This is a genomic window from Enterococcus sp. AZ091 (assembly GCF_051714805.1).
Classification (GTDB): Bacteria; Bacillota; Bacilli; order Lactobacillales; family Enterococcaceae; genus Enterococcus_D; species Enterococcus_D gallinarum.
Map to the genome: position 1 here is coordinate 416072 of NZ_JBIOSO010000002.1, position 20230 is coordinate 436301.

Annotated in this window: 18 protein-coding genes and 1 riboswitch; of the genes, 15 read left to right on the top strand and 3 right to left on the bottom strand. The window is 39.6% G+C overall.

All coding sequences use genetic code 11. The annotated features are described in order from the left end of the window. Positions 1 to 57 precede the first annotated feature (57 nt). Positions 58 to 1452: a methylaspartate mutase accessory protein GlmL gene (glmL, locus tag IGJ28_RS14420; RefSeq protein WP_252711521.1), complete on the bottom strand. Its 1395-nt coding sequence runs from the start codon at positions 1450 to 1452 to the stop codon at positions 58 to 60. 588 nt (positions 1453 to 2040) lie between these two features. Between glmL and ftcD the strand changes: the two genes are divergently transcribed. The 14 genes from ftcD to IGJ28_RS14490 all read left to right on the top strand — a co-directional run bounded on the left by ftcD (position 2041) and on the right by IGJ28_RS14490 (position 18434). Further along, a complete protein-coding gene (ftcD, locus tag IGJ28_RS14425; protein WP_003125723.1) occupies positions 2041 to 2940 on the top strand; it encodes a glutamate formimidoyltransferase in 900 nt (299 codons plus the stop codon). Between the two features lie 13 nt (positions 2941 to 2953). Beyond that, positions 2954 to 3580 carry a cyclodeaminase/cyclohydrolase family protein gene (locus tag IGJ28_RS14430; protein ID WP_252711520.1) on the top strand — a complete coding sequence of 209 codons (627 nt, stop codon included), beginning with the start codon at positions 2954 to 2956 and terminating at the stop codon, positions 3578 to 3580. A 37-nt stretch (positions 3581 to 3617) separates the two neighbouring features. Then, positions 3618 to 5285, top strand: a complete 1668-nt coding sequence (locus IGJ28_RS14435) for a formate--tetrahydrofolate ligase (RefSeq protein WP_252711519.1) — start codon at positions 3618 to 3620, stop codon at positions 5283 to 5285. Between the two features lie 128 nt (positions 5286 to 5413). Then, positions 5414 to 6781, top strand: a complete 1368-nt coding sequence (locus IGJ28_RS14440; RefSeq protein WP_003125727.1) for an APC family permease — start codon at positions 5414 to 5416, stop codon at positions 6779 to 6781. 109 nt (positions 6782 to 6890) lie between these two features. Then, positions 6891 to 8423: a histidine ammonia-lyase gene (hutH, locus tag IGJ28_RS14445; RefSeq protein ID WP_113850286.1), complete on the top strand. Its 1533-nt coding sequence runs from the start codon at positions 6891 to 6893 to the stop codon at positions 8421 to 8423. 82 nt (positions 8424 to 8505) lie between these two features. Further along, complete coding sequence (locus IGJ28_RS14450; protein WP_003125730.1) at positions 8506 to 9381, top strand: YitT family protein; 876 nt, start codon at positions 8506 to 8508, stop codon at positions 9379 to 9381. Between the two features lie 9 nt (positions 9382 to 9390). Further along, positions 9391 to 9993 carry a HutD family protein gene (locus tag IGJ28_RS14455; RefSeq protein WP_086269046.1) on the top strand — a complete coding sequence of 201 codons (603 nt, stop codon included), beginning with the start codon at positions 9391 to 9393 and terminating at the stop codon, positions 9991 to 9993. Beyond that, positions 9977 to 10074: riboswitch (THF riboswitch) on the top strand. (Overlaps the previous gene by 17 nt.) Positions 10075 to 10116: 42 nt before the next feature. Beyond that, complete coding sequence (locus tag IGJ28_RS14460) at positions 10117 to 10638, top strand: folate family ECF transporter S component (protein WP_029486503.1); 522 nt, start codon at positions 10117 to 10119, stop codon at positions 10636 to 10638. Positions 10639 to 10661: 23 nt separating this feature from the next. Next, a complete protein-coding gene (locus IGJ28_RS14465; RefSeq protein WP_369915089.1) occupies positions 10662 to 12011 on the top strand; it encodes a bifunctional folylpolyglutamate synthase/dihydrofolate synthase in 1350 nt (449 codons plus the stop codon). 286 nt (positions 12012 to 12297) lie between these two features. After that, positions 12298 to 13659 carry a WD40/YVTN/BNR-like repeat-containing protein gene (locus tag IGJ28_RS14470; protein WP_005470649.1) on the top strand — a complete coding sequence of 454 codons (1362 nt, stop codon included), beginning with the start codon at positions 12298 to 12300 and terminating at the stop codon, positions 13657 to 13659. A 154-nt stretch (positions 13660 to 13813) separates the two neighbouring features. Continuing rightward, positions 13814 to 14275, top strand: coding sequence for a single-stranded DNA-binding protein (locus IGJ28_RS14475; RefSeq protein WP_003125737.1), 462 nt, complete (start codon positions 13814 to 13816; stop codon positions 14273 to 14275). Positions 14276 to 14467: 192 nt separating this feature from the next. Then, complete coding sequence (locus tag IGJ28_RS14480) at positions 14468 to 14734, top strand: hypothetical protein (RefSeq protein ID WP_252711517.1); 267 nt, start codon at positions 14468 to 14470, stop codon at positions 14732 to 14734. 213 nt (positions 14735 to 14947) lie between these two features. Next, positions 14948 to 16702, top strand: a complete 1755-nt coding sequence (locus tag IGJ28_RS14485; protein ID WP_081131566.1) for an ABC transporter ATP-binding protein — start codon at positions 14948 to 14950, stop codon at positions 16700 to 16702. Continuing rightward, entirely contained in the window at positions 16686 to 18434 is a 1749-nt protein-coding gene (locus IGJ28_RS14490) for an ABC transporter ATP-binding protein (protein WP_252711516.1), read from the top strand. Before IGJ28_RS14485 ends, IGJ28_RS14490 begins: the two co-directional genes overlap by 17 nt. Before the next feature lie 104 nt (positions 18435 to 18538). Here the strand turns inward: IGJ28_RS14490 and IGJ28_RS14495 are convergent, their stop codons facing one another. Then, complete coding sequence (locus IGJ28_RS14495) at positions 18539 to 18715, bottom strand: hypothetical protein (RefSeq protein WP_252711515.1); 177 nt, start codon at positions 18713 to 18715, stop codon at positions 18539 to 18541. Positions 18716 to 18947: 232 nt separating this feature from the next. Between IGJ28_RS14495 and IGJ28_RS14500 the strand changes: the two genes are divergently transcribed. Continuing rightward, positions 18948 to 19550, top strand: a complete 603-nt coding sequence (locus IGJ28_RS14500; RefSeq protein ID WP_081131564.1) for a short chain dehydrogenase — start codon at positions 18948 to 18950, stop codon at positions 19548 to 19550. 60 nt (positions 19551 to 19610) lie between these two features. On the opposite strand, the gene IGJ28_RS14505 is transcribed toward IGJ28_RS14500, so the two are convergent. Further along, positions 19611 to 20192 (bottom strand): SOS response-associated peptidase, encoded by a 582-nt coding sequence (locus IGJ28_RS14505; protein ID WP_103301012.1) that lies wholly within the window; start codon positions 20190 to 20192, stop codon positions 19611 to 19613. Between the last annotated feature and the right edge of the window lie 38 nt (positions 20193 to 20230).

Genomic DNA, 20230 nt, shown 5'->3' on the forward strand with positions numbered 1-20230 from the left:
TAACCGCTTATTCAGAAGAAGCTGTGACAAAACTTTTGTCACAGCTTCTTTTCACAACTAAGGGTTGAGTCGATAAAGTTTCTTCTTTAGAATGTTCAATGCTGCTTCGGGATAGTTTTGACTTAAAAGTCCCATTGCAGATAAAAGGTAGTCTTGGTCAATAAGAATTTGCGGATCTACTGGTAGCAAAGTATTAGACATGCCCTTGATGTCAGGTTTAACTATTTTTTTAGGAGATTGACTATGAATGATAACGCCACCAGTACCAATGATTGTTTGGAAATTTCGAAGATCTTTTCCATGCTGGTAGTAGATTGTACGATTTGGCGTATATTCTTTTCTTATCTTTCCAGCATGTCTCTCTAAAGCGATAGCCGTTGCCGATTGAGCTAAAAATTGATCAATTAGGCATTCTTCTCGTGTCTTTGGTACATATGTTGGATGACTACATCTATAATAGCAAGCAGCTTGAAGGGTCGTAAATTTCCAAGAAGACAATGCCCTGATTCGATTGGAATCTTCTACAATGCACCTTAGCAAGCTTGCTGCAGAAGAACGCATACCGAGATCACCTTCTACGGTACGCTTCAAATAGGGTTCTTCCAATCCTTCAAAGTAAACATTTTCTGCTTGGGGTAAACCATCTCCAACAGAATGAATATCTGTTGTCGCTCCCCCAATGTCAACAACGACTAAATTCCCAAAACCTTTCGAAGTTTGTGTCCCTTCTTTTAATAGCATGGCTGCAGCTAATACAGCTTTAGGGGTGGGGATGATGGGGGCACTTGCGTGAGCTGCAACTTGATGGATCCCTTTTGAATGAACAATTTTTTCTAAGAAAACTTTTTGGGCAATTTTTCTAACCGGAATAGGATTCAGCTTATTAACATCAGGCATCACGTTTTCGGTAAAGTAAGTATTATTTCGATCTTGCAAGAGCTTAGATAATTCTCCATAGCTGTCTTCGTTGCCAGCTACAATCAATGCAATCTCTGTAGAAAGTTGAGCAAGAAGACGGGCATTGTGACGGATGATTTCTTGATTTCCACCATTACATCCTCCTGTCAACAAAACAACATCTGGCTTTTGTTGTTCTATTTCCTCAAGCTGGTCCAGTGTCAAACGATAACAAAAAGTTTGAAGAATACGACTGCCTGCCCCCAGAGCCGCTCTTTTCGCCGCTTCTAATGTCAAACTCTCAGTTAAACCAATGGCAATCATTTTAAAGCCTCCCCATGCGGAAGAACAGAAATGTTCTTCTATCTTTACTTGATCAGAAAATTTTAACGTTTGAAGTAATGCTTTTTTCCCTTCTGTATAGCACAACTGTAACCCTTCTTGACTACTTGTGGGAATCTGAGCTGTATGAAGGACTTCCATGGCGCTAGGATCGACCAGAGTTAATTTTGTATATGTGCTGCCAAAATCAATCAACAAAACAATTTTCTTCATGTTTCCACCTCTTTATTTGCTGATAATTTTCCAAAAGTTCAAAAGAATTATCGGCATAATAATTATTTTTTTCTAATGTTTATGTATAAAAAACGAAGGGCACCGACTATTAAACGTCAAAAATAAAGCTTGAGGATTTTTTATGTGTTGATTACAAATTTTTGTTTATGAGTGTACCTATTCAAGCAAAAAAAGTACTTTGTAAAAGAAATCAAAAAGATTAAATAAAGTCTGTCTTGTTTTTTATTCAATGCGCAACGATAGGTTACCTTCAGTTTAAAAAAGAAAGTCAAAAAAAGGTCAAATAAAATAAAAGACAAAAAAATGCGGAAGACAATTAGGCGGATTTTCCAAAAAAAAACAGAATTTTAATTATGAAAAAATTATGAAAAGCTTTTTTTTACGGAGTTTGCAACCGATTTGAAAGAGTGTTAAGCTGATTTTGGTGAATGAAAGCGGTAACAAACAAACTGGGATATTAGGAGGTGTTGAAATAAAAATAACGCTATTCATAGATTTTTTTTAATGTAGTAAGAACAAATTTATGTTGTACCTAAAGTTCAAAATAAAAACAAGGAGCAATAGACCATGACAAAATTAATTGAATGTATTCCGAACTTCAGTGATGGAAGAAATCAAAAGGTTATTGATGGGTTGGTGGAGATCGCTAAGAATGTTAAAGGTGTCACATTGTTGGATCATTCTTCTGACACATCTCATAATCGTAGTGTTTTTACACTCGTTGGTGATGAAGAAGGAATCCAAGAAGTAGTATTTCAATTAGTGAAGTTTGCAAGTGAGAATATTGATATGACGAAGCATCAAGGAGAACATCCTCGTATGGGGGCAACAGATGTGGTTCCTTTTGTGCCGATCAAAGATGTCACTATGGAAGAATGCATTGCTATTTCTAAGAAAGTAGCTCAACGAATCAATGAAGAATTACAGATTCCCATTTTTCTATATGAAGATTCAGCCACTACACCCGTACGTAAAAATTTAGCGAAGATCCGCAAAGGACAATTTGAGAAAATGCCAGAAAAACTTTTGGAAGAAGAATGGCAACCAGATTATGGCGAACGCAAAATTCATCCAACCGCTGGTGTCACAGCAGTGGGTGCCAGAATGCCTTTAGTTGCATTCAATGTGAATTTGGATACAGATAATATTGAGATTGCCAATAAAATCGCTAAAATTGTTCGCGGATCCTCTGGAGGATGGAAATACTGCAAGGGTATTGGTGTCATGCTTGAAGATCGTAATATTGCTCAAGTATCTATGAATATGGTGAACTTCGAGAAAACACCACTGTATCGTGTGTTTGAAACGATTCGCTTTGAAGCAAAACGTTATGGTGTGTCGGTTATTGGCAGTGAAGTAATCGGATTAACGCCAGCAAAAGCCTTGATTGATTGTGCTGAGTATTATTTACAGATTGAAGAGTTCAATTATAATAAGCAAGTTTTCGAAAATCATTTATTGAATTGATAGGGGGATTGTCATGAAACTCGTTGAGATGCAAATAAACGATTTCATTGCTGTTTTAGGTTCGGATGCACCGGCACCAGGTGGGGGATCTGCTTCAGCATTAGCTGCCGCACAGGGAATTGCTTTGACAAAGATGGTGACAGAACTCACGATTGGCAAAAAAAAATATGCAGAGTTCGAAGACGAAATTGAATTACTGCAAAAAAAAGCTAAATCTTTGCAAGAGAGTTTACTCAGGGCAATTGATGAAGATACAGAAGCTTTTAATCAAGTGTCAGCTGTTTTTGGACTTCCAAAAACAACCGAAGAAGAAAAAAAAGCCCGCCGAGAAGCAATGCAGAGTGCTTTAAAAGGAGCAGCTGTTACACCTTTTTCTATGATGGAAAAAATTGTGGATGCGTTAAAAGTCACACAGACTGCAGTTGGCAAATCAAATACCAATGCTGCTAGTGATTTGGGAGTAGCTGCTTTGAATTTAAAGGCAGCTTTACAAGGTGCGTGGTTGAATGTATTGATTAACCTTGCAAGCATCAAAGACGAAATGTTTGTTCGCCAATACCGCAAAGCCGGGGAATCGCTAGTTGAGGAAGGCAGCAAAATTGCTGATGCAACCTATCAACAAATACTTGAATCGCTGTAATCATTTAGATTGGTAGATAGAAAGGAAGTTTATGGACATGGTCTTATCAGATATTGAAATTGCAAATTCTGTTGTGATGAAGCCGATTGAAGAAATTGCTGAATCAATTGGTATTGCTAAAGAAAATCTGTCTCTTTATGGAAAATATAAAGCAAAGATCAATAATATTGAGTCATTGGATGACAAAGAGGATGGCAAGCTCATTCTAGTGACCGCAATTACGCCTACACCTGCTGGAGAAGGAAAGACCACTACTTCAGTAGGTCTCGTCGATGCATTGACAGCCATTGGGAAAAAAGCAGTGATTGCATTACGCGAGCCTTCATTAGGTCCTGTATTTGGTGTGAAAGGTGGTGCTGCTGGTGGTGGACATGCTCAAGTAGTCCCAATGGAGGACATCAACTTACATTTTACCGGTGATTTTCATGCAATTAGTGCCGCCAATAATTTATTAGCGGCACTATTAGATAATCATATTCATCAGGGAAACCTTCTCCAAATTGATTCTCGCAGAATTACTTGGAAACGTGTGGTAGATATGAATGATCGCCAATTGCGTCACATTGTAAATGGTCTTCAAGGACGAGTAAATGGCGTGCCACGTGAGGATGGGTATGACATTACAGTTGCATCAGAAATTATGGCCATTCTATGCTTAGCTAACGATATTGCTGACTTAAAAAATAAGCTGAGAAAAATCATCGTTGCATATAATTACGATGGAGAGCCGGTAACTGCTGGGGATTTGAAAGCAGAAGGGGCAATGGCCGCCCTATTAAAAGAGGCAATTCAGCCAAATATTGTACAGACATTGGAGCATGCCCCTGCTTTTATTCACGGAGGTCCATTTGCAAATATCGCACATGGATGCAACAGCGTATTGGCAACGAAACTTGCGCTAAAGTATGCCGATTATGCAGTGACAGAGGCCGGCTTTGGCGCTGACTTGGGAGCTGAGAAATTTATAGATATCAAATGTCGTTTAGCTAATCTACGACCAGATGCGGTTGTTTTGGTAGCAACGATTCGTGCGTTAAAAATGCACGGTGGCGTGAAGAAAAGCGATTTAGGAATAGAAAATGTCGATGCAGTATTTGCTGGAATACCTAACTTGTCTAAACACTTAGAGAATATTAAAGAAGTATACGGGATGCCAGTTGTTGTAGCTATTAACAAATTTCCAACAGATACAGATGCAGAATTAGCTGCGGTAGAGAAAGCTTGTAAAGAAATGGACGTTGCAGTTGTTCTATCTGATGTTTGGGGGAAAGGAAGTGCTGGCGGTAAAGAGTTGGCGGAAAAAGTAGTTGCACTAGCAGAAGAGCCAAATCATTTTAGCTATGTCTATGATTTGGATGATTCAATTGAAGAAAAACTAAATAAAATCGTCCAAAAAGTATACGGTGGGGCAGGCGTAGAATTGGCACCAAGTGCGAAAAAAGAATTAAAGGAATTGGAACGTCTTGGATTTGGTAATTATCCAATTTGTATGGCAAAAACCCAATACTCATTTTCAGATGATGCGTCACTACTTGGAGCGCCAAAAGATTTTACTGTGATGATCCGTAATCTCAAAGTATCTGCAGGGGCAGGATTTATTGTTGCGTTGACAGGAGCTGTTATGACGATGCCGGGATTACCAAAATCTCCAGCAGCTGAAAGAATTGATATTGATGAAAAAGGAAATATAACCGGATTATTCTAGCAGTTGAGAGCTATTTTACAAGGAGGTGGAGGGAACTCTCCTTGTAAAATAGCTAACATGAACTGCTTACTAGAATAAAACGTGTAATTGAAAGCGTTTTACAATAAAAAAAGAAGAGGTGAAATAGTATGCAAAAAGATGTCGAGGTTTCAGAGATAACGGATATTAAAGACATTGACTCCGCAGAGCTAGCGAAAAATGAGAATGCAAAATTTAGCTTTGGTGGTGCGACGCTATACGGAATCAATGCAGTAATTGGTTCAGGAATTTTTCTTTTGCCCCGAACCATTTACCAAGATTTAGGTCCTGCTTCTCTTGTTGCAATGGTTTTAGATGCGGTCTTGGTTTTGATGTTGGCCGTTTGCTTCGCCGAAGTTGCGGGTTACTTCAATAAGAATGGCGGAGCTTTCCAATATTCGAAAACAGCATTTGGCGATTTTATTGGATTTAATGTTGGTGTTCTGGGGTGGTTTGTGACGATTATTGCGTGGGCTGCAATGGCTGCAGGTTTTGCGAAACTTCTGATCCAAACTTTTCCAGCGTTAGAAGGACAGAATACATTGATTAGCATTTGTTTGGTTATTTTCTTATCTGTGATTAATAGTATGGGGATTAAGACTTCAAAAATTTTTACGATTGTTATTACAATAGCTAAATTGATTCCAATTATTGCCTTCACACTGATTGCAGTTTTTTTCATCAAAAATGGAATCAATCAAGGAAACTTTACACCGTTTCTACAATTGAATCCTGACATGACTTTATCTAAAGCCATGGCCTCAACGTCACTCACTGTCTTTTATGCTTTTATTGGTTTTGAAGCTTTACCTGTAGTAGCTGGAGAAATGCGGAATGCCAAAAAAAATGTGCCAAAAGCGATTATTGGATCCATAAGTATTGTTTCGCTGCTTTATTTTATGATTATTGCGGGAACGATTGCCATGCTTGGAACGGGAATTTTACAAAGCAATGCGCCAGTTCAAGATGCTTTTGTTGAAATGATTGGACCAGCTGGGAAATGGATTATTTCAATCGGGGCCTTGATTTCAATTGCTGGCTTGAATATGGGAGATTCTCTGATGATTCCGCGATATGGAGCTTCAATCGCGGATGAAGGATTGTTACCTAAGGTGATTGCTAAAAAAAATAATAAAAATGCACCTATCGTTGCTATTATTTTTTCTGGTTTACTAACCATAGCTTTTCTACTAAGCGGATCATTTGAACAATTAGCGGAACTGTCCGTAGTCTTTCGTTTCTTCCAGTACATTCCGACTGCATTGGCAGTTATTTGGTTGAGAAAAAAAGACATGGAAAATGTGCCTGCTTTCCGGCTGCCGTTTGGTCCAGTCATTCCAATTATCTCCATAGTTGTTAGTATTTGGATGGTCGCTGCGGCCAATCCGATCAATTTAATAGCTGGAGTTATTGGAGTTATAGTAGCAAGCATTTTGTATCTACTCTTAAACAATAATAAATCGAAGCAAGTAAATTAGAAAACTTGTGGAAACTGATACTTGGAAGGAATTTATTAGAAAAGTGGGGAATAAAACGATGAAAATGTTGATAAAAGAAGAAGCTCAGAATACCATTCCTAGTCAAGAAATGATTATTTTGGATGGTGCTAGCCTAACTTTAGAAGACGTAGTGGCTGTAGCACGCAACCATCGTCAATGTGTAATAGCCGAAAGTGCCAAAGAAGCAGTGAAAGAGTCGCGCAGGATTGTTGATAAAATTGTAGAGGAACGTCGCGTTGTTTATGGAGTCAATACGGGATTTGGTTCTCTTTGTAATGTCAGTATTTCAAAAGAAGACACTGTGCAATTACAAGAAAATTTGATTCGTACTCATTCTGCTGGTTACGGCGAGCCATTTTCGGAAGATATTGTGCGAGCTATTATGCTGATTCGAATTAATTCGTTGATTAAAGGCTATTCTGGTATTCGTTTAAGCACTGTAGAAGCCTTGTTAGCGATGTTGAACGTAGGTGTCCATCCCTACATTCCAGAGAAAGGCTCATTAGGAGCATCCGGTGATCTAGCCCCATTAGCTCATATGGTTTTACCATTACTAGGTTTAGGTAAGGCTTATTATAAGGGCACGTTGTATTCTGGGAAAGAAGCAATGGAAAAAGCAGGATTGAAAATGATTCAATTAAGTGCCAAAGAAGGATTAGCTTTTATCAACGGGACAACAGTTTTGAACGCGGTTGGGGCATTGGCAACGTATGATGCTATTCAGTTATTAAAACTTTCAGATGTTGCAGGAGCACTCTCATTGGAAGTTCATGACGGAATTTCTAGTCCTTTTAAAGAAGACCTTCATACGATTCGCCCGCAAAGTGGGCAATTAGCAACCGCTCGTAATATTCGTCGTTTAATTGAAGATAGTAATTATATTACGGAAGCGACACCAGATCATGTTCAAGATCCTTACACATTACGTTGTATGCCGCAAATTCATGGTGCTAGTAAAGATTCGATTGCATATGTAAAAGAAAAAGTAGAAATTGAGATTAATTCAGTTACTGATAATCCAATCATTTCTAGAAATGGTGAAGTGATTTCCGGAGGGAATTTTCATGGAGAACCTTTGGCGCAACCATTTGATTTTTTGGGTATTGCTGCCGCTGAGATTGGCAATGTATCTGAACGAAGAGTAGAACGATTGGTGAATCACCAATTAAGTAATCTTCCTTCGTTCTTGGTGAAACATCCGGGGTTGAACTCTGGTTTTATGATCACACAATATGCATGTGCATCTCTGGTTTCAGAAAATAAAATCTTGGCACACCCAGCTAGTGTAGATTCAATACCATCCTGTGAAAACCAAGAAGACTTTGTTAGCATGGGTACAACTGCTGCCCGAACAGCTCTAGAAATCGTCAAAAATTCTCGGCGGGTCGTTGCAACTGAAATCATGGCGGCTTGCCAAGCATTAGACATCAAAGGATATCAGTCAGGACTTGGCAAAGGCACAAAAGCAGCTTATCTTGCATTTCGTCGACAAGTAAACTTTATTGAGCATGATAAAGACATCGAAATGTATGATGAATTAAACAAAGCAACTACCGTTTTAGAAGATAGAGATTTCTTAAAAGAAATTGAGAAACAAGTGACATTGGATCTGCAGTTTTAAAGGTATGACGTGATTTGTGCCGATTGACCGATATCAGAGGAAGCGATGTCTTCCTTTTATTTAAAGAAAAGGAAAGAGGATTATGTCACGTTTTAAAAGAATAGATATCTGGCAAGAGGTGGTTACAAAATTAACAGTGATTCTTATTTATGCCTTTTTATATTCCTTGGCGCTGAATCTTTTTTGGCAGCCAGGGAATATTTATGCCGGCGGCTTAACTGGGATCGCACAAATCATTGCGACTGGTCTTGCTAAAAGCCATATTGAAGTCCCTATTTCAGTTATATATTATCTCCTGAATGTTCCAATGTTTATGCTTGCATGGTTCAAAATTAATCGCAAGTTTGTCATCTATACGGTTATTTGTGTAACGGTTGCATCATTTGCCATCCACATCGTCCCAAGTACTGAGCTAACTACAGATCCGATTATTTGCGCCATTTTTGGGGGAACAATCAATGGCTTTTCTTTGGGGCTGGCATTAAAATATGGACTTTCAACTGGTGGTATGGATGCGCTCATTCTTACAATCAGACAAATCACCGGTCGAAGTATTGGCGTGATTTCGATTGTTTTGAATGGAGTCATTGTATTGGTAGCCGGTTATTTATTTGGCTGGCCCTATGCTTTTTATAGTGTTTTATCCATTTTTATAAGTGGAAAAGTTACAGATCTAGTGTATGTCAAACATAAAAAAGTTCAGGTGACGATTATTACGCAAAAGCCGAATGAAGTTATCCCAGCTCTGCAAGAAAAATTAAGTCGTGGAATCACGATCATTCCATATGCACTAGGCGCATATAATCAAGAAACTCAAACGATTCTGATTTTGGTTATTACTACTTACGAAATGGAAATTTTGGATCAAATCATGAAAGATGTTGATCAAAAGGCTTTTGTCAGTGTGGCACAAGATATTAAAATTTTGAGTCAATTTGAAGAATTAGATATTGTTTAAGGAAGAAGTGTGGGAACAATCGAGAAGAAAACATGTGAAGATTACTTGTCCACAAAGTGGTCTGGAGGACAGACTACAGAACTTTTAGTGGAACCTGATTCAAGTAGCTTAGCTAAACGAGATTTTGATTTCCGTCTCTCAACTGCGACAGTGACTATGAATACCGTGGAATTTTCTGACTTTACTGGTTATCAACGAATCCTTATGTCTTTGGATAATCCAGTTAGATTAGGGCAATTAGGTTCTTGGATTAGCCTAAATGCTTTTGAGCCCCACCATTTCGATGGTAAATTAAAAACAACGTGTCAGGGTGAGTGTCAAGATTTTAATGTTATTTTTAAAGACGATTACGACGTCTTTGTTCAGGCGCTTAAAGGAAATGAGATGCATTTTATTAAACCGCAGACTATTGCTGTCATTTATGCATTGGAGAATCTTTCAATAGTGCTTCTGGGCGATAGGACACAGCGACAAATGTTGCAAAAAAATGAAATGCTGGTTATAAAAGATGAAACATTTATACAAGTGGAATCTAGTTCATCAGAGAAACAGAATCTTGCAAACAACAGGATTGCTGTTTTGACAAAAATAAAAAAACAGAGTAGAAGATAGAGCGTTAAGTGCTATAAGGATGGGATGTTGCCTTTTAGACGAAGAAACAAATTTCACGATTCTATCTTTGCATTCGCTGCATAAATTAATTGTGTAGCAGCTCTATTAAAGGAGATGCTAAGAATGAAGAAAAAAATCGACGCACATATTATCGCAACAATGGGATTACTGATTGGATTAATGGTCGTTTTGTCTCAAGTATTAGGGTTTGAAACCCAGCTGTTGAAAATTACCTTTGATTTTGTTCCAGAAGTGGTTATGGCTAGTTTATTTGGCCCTTGGTGGACAGCAATTGGTGCTTCAATTGCTGATATTATCGGGAATACTCTTTTAGGGAAAGCTCCTTTTTTCATTGGCTTTACACTGAATTCATTCATTGCAGGTTTGCTTTATGGCTACTTTTTTTATAAAAAGCCCATTACAATAAAAAATTCTTTTCTATGTGTTCTTTGCAATACATTAATTATCAGTTTGTGTCTGACACCAATTTGGTTGTCGATGATGTATGCAATTCCTTTGACCGATACGAAACTTTGGGGAATACGTATCGTCAAAGCGGTGATCATGCTACCTGTACAAACAGCCATGATCGTATTCTTTGGTCATGCGATTCCTTTGAAACGCTTCGCTCGTAATGTTTTCTAAACGAACTAACAATTCTATTGGGGATGATAAGAATGTTTAAAACAGGAGATGAAGCAGTACGCTGGATTCATTCGCGCAAAAAATTTGGATCGCGGCCTGGTTTGATACGAGTCAACGAGCTACTGAAGCTGTGCGGTCATCCCGAAAAGAATACTATCGGGATTCACATCGCAGGAACAAATGGAAAAGGTTCGACGGTAACTTACTTGCGTTGTTTATTAGAAATGCAGAAGCTAGCAGTGGGTACATTTACTTCGCCGTACATTGAAAGTTTTTATGAACGTATTTCGATTAATGGGAAAGCAATCTCCGCAGAAGAATTTGTCCAGCTAGCAAATGAATTTCGCCCTCTGGTAGATAGTATGGATGAGGATACACGCTATCAGGGAATAACAGAATTTGAGATATTGACTGCAATGGCCTTTTCTTATTTTCAAAAGCACGCAGACATCGCAATTTTCGAGGCAGGTATCGGGGGGAAATGGGACAGTACGAATGTTTTTATACCAATTTTAACTGCTATTACTACGATTGGATTAGATCATACAGATATATTAGGCGAAACTGAGGAAGAAATTGCCTTGCAAAAAGCTGGCATTATCAAAAAAAACATACCTATTGTTACAGGAAACATTTCGCAAAATGCAGTGAAAATAATTGAAGAAGTCGCTTCTAAAAAAAATGCGCCACTCTCTAAGAAAAATACCTCTTACCAAGTTCACTATGTGAGGCAAAGCCCTGAAAGTCATAGTCCTAAGGATTCTATAAGTGGAGAAATGTTTCACTTCGAAAATGAAGACTTTCAATTTTTAAATCTTAGAATTCCTTTATGTGGAAAATACCAAGTGGAAAATGCAGCAACTGCCCTTCAACTTTTTTTGCTTTATTGTCAGCAGCAAAACAAAGCGATACAAAAAGAGAGCATACAGAAAGCTTTAGAAAAAGCGCGATGGCCAGGTCGTATGGAGAAAATCAGTTCACAACCGACGATCATTATCGATGGGGCACACAATCCACATGCCATAAAAGAATTTGTTGATACAGTTACAGAAAAATTTCAACAAGGAAAGAAATATATTTTGTTTTCAGCGCTAACAACCAAAAATAGTAGGAAAATGATCCGACAGATGCAGCAAATCCCTAATAATTGCCTTATAATAACCACATTCGATTACCCGAAAGCGTTGAAAAAAGAAGATCTTGTTCGAGAAAATAGCCAATTTAAATATTATCAAGAGTGGCAACAAGGTATTAAGGAGATTGTTGCTAAAATGGGATCGAAAGATACTCTTTTTATTACTGGTTCATTATATTTTGTATCGCAAGTTCGCACATATTTATTAGATGATAGGAGATGTTTAGAAGGTATCTGAAGGAATAACCTGATCCATTAATCAACGTGTGTGAAGAAACCAGAGAAGCAATATAAGAATAAATAGTGAAAGAAACAGTAGAATGGTTAGAAATGACATACTTCAGTTTTTCCATCTTTGGAAAGCCTGAAGTATGTCACTTTTTTGCGAATGCTTTTGTTTTTTCTAAAAACTATTTAATGAGGTACCCTTTTCTTAATTTCTTAAGAAGTGAAAAAGCACCTTGTGAGAAAAGAAACTTTTCATTATACTTCAAGTAATTGAAAACAAAAGGTGGGTTTTTCCCGTGAAAGAGCATAAAAAAATAGCAGCAATTCGGGTAGCGTTAGCTGTCGGTTTGACACTGATTGTGATTGGGCTAGTCATCTGGTTCATCATTGGCTTTTCTGTAGGACGAGCGGTCAGTTCGAGTGGTTCAAAATCATCAACTGTAGAGACTTCTCAAGTAAACCAATCCGCTATCAAAGAACAACCCGTTACTTATTTTAATCAATTTCTGCCCTTTGAAAGCGAATTTAACTATGATCCGAATACACAAGGATTTAATTTATTTTATGATTTGATGCGCTATTTTTCTTCTGTGAAGGTGCAAGAAGATGTACGGATCGATTCTTACAGTGTGAGTGGTGCAACCTATCAAGATGGGCTGCTGACGGTAAAATTTACTGTGTGGCCCAAGTCCATCAATCGTGAGACAATGACATCTTATTGGGGGAAAGTTTCCGATGACGGTTCTGTGCGGGACATTTGTTGGCAAGTTAAGGTTGCTACGACTGCTCAAGGGGACAAAGCGATCACGAATGTAGATGCGGGAGATCTAAGTGCGATCACCGATAAGAACAATCAAATGACCACCTCAAAGGAAACGAATCAGACGATTGCGTATAAAACAGAAATTGGTAAGAGTCAATTGAAATTAACTTATGATAGCTGGAAACATCAAATCATTCTGCCCTATCCGTTAGATGATTTTTTTGGCGGCGAGTATAGTGGCGACAAACAAGCGCTGATCGCTGGCAGCTATATTTTGACTCCTGAACGGACTGGATTTATCCGAACGGAATATGCTAGTGAGGGCAGTCCAACTCAAAATGTCTATTATACTTATACGGAAAATCAAGGAAATACGTGGAAGAATGTTGCTCTGGCAGAGCAGACAGCAGCTGTACGTTTTCGCAAATTGACATTTGGGCAAGACGGTTTTGGTTACATTTTCTTATCTGGTGGCCGCGTAATGGGGCAGGAAGGTTATCTCTCATATGTGACCCAAGATGGTGGCAAAACTTGGCAGGAAAAGCAAGTGGCTAAGGGAATCAGCCGACTCTTGACGGACGCATGCTACCTCAACGAGAATGTTGGCTTTATGAGTTTCGGCGGAGTAACGCCAACAGAACCAAGCCTCTATGTGACGACAGACGGAGGAAACACATGGCTGGAAGCTGCTTTTGAAATGCCTGATGAATGGAAGAAGGTTTTCGTGGTTGCTGAAGCACCTTATCTAGAAGATGGAAAGTTAAAAGTTATGGTCAATCAAGGTCCCATGGGGGATTACAAAGGTGGTACAGTCAAAGGTGTATTTACCTCAGAAGACAATGGCATGACGTGGACGTATGTCTCTGAAATAGATTCAACGACTGATGAAGGCTAAGCTCGATTAAATTTTGTTTAAAAGTCAGCGACAAAAACTGTAGAAGATCACTATAGATGTTCTCAAAAGAATTGCAAGAAATTTTTTTTGTGATAGACTATGGCTAATCTTGCATTAGTGCGAGTCTAAATAAAATGTAGAGTGAGGGAGTAACGTGGCAACGAACAAGGTGATCCTTACTGGGAAAATTAATGAGATGCCCAGTCGAGAACAACTGGCTTCTGCAGCAGCAAATAATACGTGTGTACGGTTTAATTTAGCAGTCGCTGCACAGTGGCAAACAAGCGAACAGTTGCAAACAGAATGGTTTGCTTGTGTTATCAACGGCAAGCAAGCAGAAACTTTTTTGCGGTATACCCAGAAAGGTGCAAGTGTTAAAATCAATGGACATTTGCATATGTGTCCTTTTGAAACCAAGGAAGGACAATCTGTCTATGGTGCCGAAGTTGTAGTAGATAGTTTCCAATTGCTGGAATTGCCGCCAGAATCTCTACAAGAAACCGTCGAATCGATCGCTCAGCCTGCGGTCTCACCTAATCGTCGTCAGGAAGCTTCTGATACGGATACATTGAAAAATCAAGTATTGGAATTTTTGAAGGATGAACATTTTATTTAAGACCTAAAAGGATGTTCCCCATTTCTTCATCTTCTGAACTGGTATCGGACATCCTATTTCAAAAAAAGCGCGGCAAAAAAGAGACGAAAATGACCTTCATAAGCCTGCTCAAACGAGTAATAGTTTGTCGATTATTAAAATAGTAAAGAACAAAGTGTTGAAAAACGAAACTTTTTTAAGAAAAGACTTCCCATGCAGGAAGTCTTTTTTTGGGAGCAGATTTCTTTGTGGGCGGATTATGAAAAACTTTTTTTTGTGCCAAATAATGGCGTCCTTTGTCTTGACAGACTAAGGATTATCAAGACAAAAGAGAAAAAAGAACAAGAAAAATTATTACAGAATGGGAAAAGAATAAAGGGTCTTTTTTTATCATTAAGTGATGAAAAGGACTATAAGAAAGTCAATCATTTTAAAAAAAAATTAATAAAAATTCTTGCAAATTCTCATAGTTATCTGTAAAGTGTTACTTGTAGTCAGCAAATAAAAAAAGAAGGAGGGATTACGATGCAAAACGTTACAGCAAAATTCGCAAACAACAAAATAGTAGTTAATCCCTTATTCGGTAATCCGTTAGTACAAAGATAGTGTCGATATTTTTTGACGTTATGCTCTGTCCTTTTTCCGAAAGGGCAGAGCTTTTTTGTGTACTTTTTTAGATTGAGAGGGAAGAAAATGAAATATATTTTACAACAATTAACGACGTATTTTAAAGCGCATAAATTGCGTTATGCAATCGTATTTATTTTTATGGTTATTGCCAGTGCGATGTATGTAGCACCGATCTATATTTTGCGCTTATTCATTGATGCACTGATTCAAGATGACTTTACGATGGCAATTTTGATTCGCTATGTCAGCTTGTTTGCCGGTGCGATACTTTTAGGCTATATTGCAGAATTTATTTGGACATTTAATTTATTTATCGGATCATACGATTTGCAAAAGCAATTGCGTCAGCAATTGATGAAGCATTTCTTAAACATGGGGGCTCCCTTTTATCATCGGTTTCGAACGGGAGACTTAATGACTCGTTCTAGTGACGATGTTCAAGTCATGGGAATGACCGTAGGCTATGGGTTGATGGTTTTCTTGAATACGAGTCTCTATTTGAGTTTCATCGTTGCCATGATGGCGATTACAGTCTCTTGGGTATTGACAATCATTGCACTGATTCCTATGCCCCTCTTGGCGTACTACATTTTCAAATGGGGTTCGCAAGTAGATAAAGCTTTTACAGAAGCACAAAACTCTGTTTCAGAGATGAATAGTGAAGTGTTGGAGATCATCGATGGTATCCGAGTGGTACGGGCATTCGGCTTAGAAGCAGCAACGACGCAGCAATTTCAGCAAAAAACAACAGAAACTCGTGAAAAAAACGACATCGTTTCCGAGATTGATTCCCGTTTTGGGCCGCTGATTACAATCATTTTGGCGATTAGTTTTGTGATGAGTTTCGGGATCGGGGCTTTCCTAGTAGCCAATCAACAAATCACTATTGGTGCGATGGTATCTTTCCAAGTCTATCTAACGATGGTGGTTTGGCCGATGATTTCAGCAGGAGATCTGGTAAATGTGATGCAGCAAGGGGCTGCTTCTTGGCGTCGGATCAATGAAGTATTGCAGACTGGCGATCAGCTAGAATCTACAGGACAACAACTTGTACCGATGATCCAAACAATTGAATTCTCTGAGTACAGTTTCAAATATCCGAATACGGAACGATTTGTCTTACAAGACGTTGATCTGACTATTACCAAAGGAGAAGTGTTGGGGATCGTCGGCAAAACAGGTAGTGGTAAGACTTCCTTGCTACGTCAGTTCGGACATCGGTACCCGTATTCAAATCAAATGCCAATGATCAATGGGCAGCCTTTGACTGCTTTTCAGACAGAAGAGATTCGTCGTCACTTTGCGGAAGTTCCGCAAGAGCATACGTTGTTTTCACGAACGATTCGCGAAAACCTATTGTTCGGGGATCCAGACGCATCCGAAGAACGCTTATGGCAAGCGTTATCACTCGCATGTTTCGCTGAAGACATCAAACGGATGCCAGAAGGCCTTGAAACATTAGTCGGTGAAAAGGGAGTTTCTTTATCAGGGGGTCAAAAGCAACGTTTGTCGCTAGCACGGGCCTTTCTGCGAAGGAGTGATGTACTGTTGCTGGATGATGCTTTGTCAGCTGTCGATGCAAAAACAGAGCAAACGATCATCGCAAACCTTAAAGCAATGACAGATGCACCGACTTCGATCATCGTGACCCACCGCTTATCCGCCATCACGGACGCCGATCAAGTGATTGTTTTGGAAGATGGGCATGTTATCCAAAGAGGGACCCATCAGGAGCTGATCGCAGTTCCTGGATGGTACCAAGAGCAATATTATCATCAACAGTTAAAGGAGGACGATCAAGATGTTCTCAACGATTAAGCGCCTGCTGTCTTATGTAGGCTATTACAAAAAACAATTTTCGATCGGTGCAGTATTGCTACTGCTAGGTGCTGCACTGGAATTGACATCACCGCTGATTGCCAAACGATTGATTGACGGCGTCATGACTCCATCGGTTGAGACAGGGAATTTGAATATCCTTTTCTTGATCCAATTATTAGCGGGTTACTTGCTGATCAATTTGATTGGCTCGCTCTTTCGTTATATCAGCTTGCTGCAGCTGCGTAAAATGTCAAATCGCATTGTGAAGAAAATGCGGGACCAGCTTTTTGACCATATGCATCAATTGCCCGTTTCTTATTTTGATCAGATTCCTGCTGGGAAAGTAGTCGCGCGAATCACGAATGACACGGAAGTTTTGCGCTCCAATTTCTATGTGATCGTCATCAGTAATTTGATGAGCAATATCATTCAAATCATTGGGGCTTTCTTGGCACTCTTTTTCCTGAATCATACTCTAGGATTGGCTATGCTTATTCTGATTCCGATTCTGGGTATTTGGCAACATGTCTATACGAAGTATGCTTCCCGTTATAATATTGCCATGCGGGAATATATTTCTCAAATCAGTGGTCAGCTAAATGAATTTGTTCAAGGAATGGCAGTTATTCAGGCCTTTCAGAGAGAAGGCCAACTGCAGAAAGAATTCAATGAAACCGTCGAGAAATGGTTTCAGACAGGTCGAAAGTATCTGTTATTGGATTCGAGTATTGCCTGGGGATTGGGCAATCTTTTGCGGAATTCAACGATCCTGATTCTGATCACGACATTATCGGCATTCTTCTTGGATGGTCGGCTCGCTATCTCCGCAGGTTTGCTTTATGCCTTTATTGATTATATCAATCGACTCTATGACCCAATCGAAGGTCTGGTCCAAACGATCACCAATGTTCAGCAATCGCTAGCTGCTGGCAAACGAGTCTTCGAGTTTGCTGATCAGCCAATTGAAAAACAGCAAGAAGCAGTTATTGCGATCAAAGAAGGAAATGTTTCTTTCAATCAAGTAACCTTTGGATATGATCCAGAGCAATCTGTTTTACACGAGATTGATTTTCAAGTATCTGCAGGTGAAACAGTCGCATTAGTAGGGCATACAGGATCTGGGAAATCCAGTATCTTGAACTTACTGTTCCGTTTTTATGACCCTCAAGCAGGGACTATCACGATCGATGATCAAGTGATCGAAGCATTTGACCGTCACAGCGTTCGTCGTTCGATGGCGATCGTGATGCAAGATCCCTATCTATTTACAGGAACGATTGCCAGCAATATCGGTATGAATGATCCGTCAATCACAGAAGAGATGATCCTATCCGCATTAGAACAAGTTGGTGCCGGTTACCTGCTGACGCGTTACCCGAAAGGTATCCATCATCCCGTCGTAGAAAAAGGCAATGAGTTTTCCAGTGGCGAACGTCAATTGATCAGCTTTGCCCGTGCTTTGGTATTTGATCCAAAAATCTTGATTCTAGATGAAGCAACGAGTCACGTTGATACCGAAACGGAGTCAATCATTCAAAAAGCAATGACAGTCTTGCAAAAAGGACGGACCACTTTTATGATCGCTCACCGCTTATCAACGATTAAGCAAGCAGAGCAAATCCTAGTTTTAGATCAAGGTAGAATCGTTGAACGGGGCAATCATGCCAGTCTGGTACAAGCTGGGGGAATCTATCAGCAAATGTACCAAATGCAGTCAGAGCAACTCTGATTCATCAAGGATAAGACTCACTTTTTTAATAAGATAGAAGAAGCGTCAAGCCTAGGAATTTCCTTGTTTGCTTGACGCTTTTTTAGAGCAGTCTTTACTAACCGCTAATCGGACAATGGCTGGATGTCACTGAGTTTGGCTACGCCGTAGTTGCCCCCTTCTAAAAGTTCGACAGTCGCTGTATTGCTCAGTAAGCGAATGATCTTGATCTTTTGTAAGGTAGGTTGTCCGATTACTTTCGCTAAATAGAATTTACTTGTACAAAGTTCTTCTTTTTTCATAAGCTTCACCTTCTTTTTTAGAGTTATACCATAGAAGTCCTTTTACAAGGAAGGCGTTTCACAAAACATTCAAACTTTTTTCGGAATTTGACAATAGCTGTCTTTATCCTATCCTCTTAAATCAAGACTTACCTGCACAGAAAGAAGGGAAAGAGGAAAAGGACAGCTAACGTTTGTAAAAAGAAAAAATCTGCCGTAGAATGAGAAAAAATAAGCGAAATGAGATGATTGGATGAAAGTTCTTTTAGTGGGACATACCGGAACGTTAGGGAAAATTTTGCTGGCTGGTTTACAAGACAAATCTGTTGAGGTTATCACGGCGAGTCGAAGTGCAGGGGACTACCGGGTGGAGATTGCTGATCCAGAAAGTATTCGGACGCTGTTTGCAGAGATCGGTACTGTAGATGCTATTATTTCCGCAGCGGGTAGTACCGTCTTCAAACCTTTTGCGGAGTTGACACCGGAAGAAAATCAGCGCTCCATTGACAGCAAGCTGCAAGGCCAAGTCAATCTAGTGTTGATCGGACAGCATTATTTAACGGAGGGCGGCAGTATCACGTTGACCTCAGGCATCATTCAAGACGAGTTTATTCCGATGGGTACTTCTTCGGCATTGGTGAATGGCGCAATCGGTGCTTTTGTTGCTTCAGCGGCGTTAGAAATTGGTCGTAGCATTCGTATCAATGCGGTCAGTCCGAATGCGCTGGCAGGCTCTTGGGAGACCTATGCTCCCTCATTCCAAGGCTTTCTGCCTGTCGCGGATGAAAAAGTTTTTGCTGCCTATGAAAAATCAGTTTTTGGTATCATGACAGGACGGACCTTTACTGTTTATTAAGGCCGTCACTCGCTAAAAAAAGCCGTCAGAAGAAGCAAATTCTTCTGGCGGCGTTTTGGTTTACGAAACAGGTTGTGGGTGAATATCAGGCATCGTTTGGAGTAGATAGTTTCTTGCGAAAGTCACATCCGTGATCCAAGGCAAAACATCTGCCTTCGACAACAAAACAGGCATCCGATCATGGATTGGTGCAATCGTTGCATTGGGCTTGGTCGTCAAAATAATGGATTCATCTTCCGAACCGCTGGCAGTAGAATGGTTCCGATAGAAACCAGCAAGGTAGAGGGGCTCCGAGGAGTCAAAGAGAAACTTGTGCTTATCGCTATCCCACTCATAAAAGCCAGACATTGGAAAGGCACAGCGTTTTTCCAGAAATGGCTTCTTGAAAGTACGTTTTTCTTCTACGGTTTCTGCTCGTGCATTGATTAAAAGTTGGCCTTTTTTGAAACCAGTAAAGCCCCAATGGGTTAGGATCGGTACGATTTGCTGCGAGTCATCGGCAATCAGCGTGACGACCTGGTTGGAAGGGAAAACTTCATCAACAGCGATTTTTTTGTTTTGTTCTTTGGCTATCGTGACTAGTTCTTGATAATAATCAGACAGCTCACCTGTCCTTGGATCAAATAAATATCTCCCACACATGGTGTTTCCTCCTTTTTAGCAATGCTGTGAATTCCGGC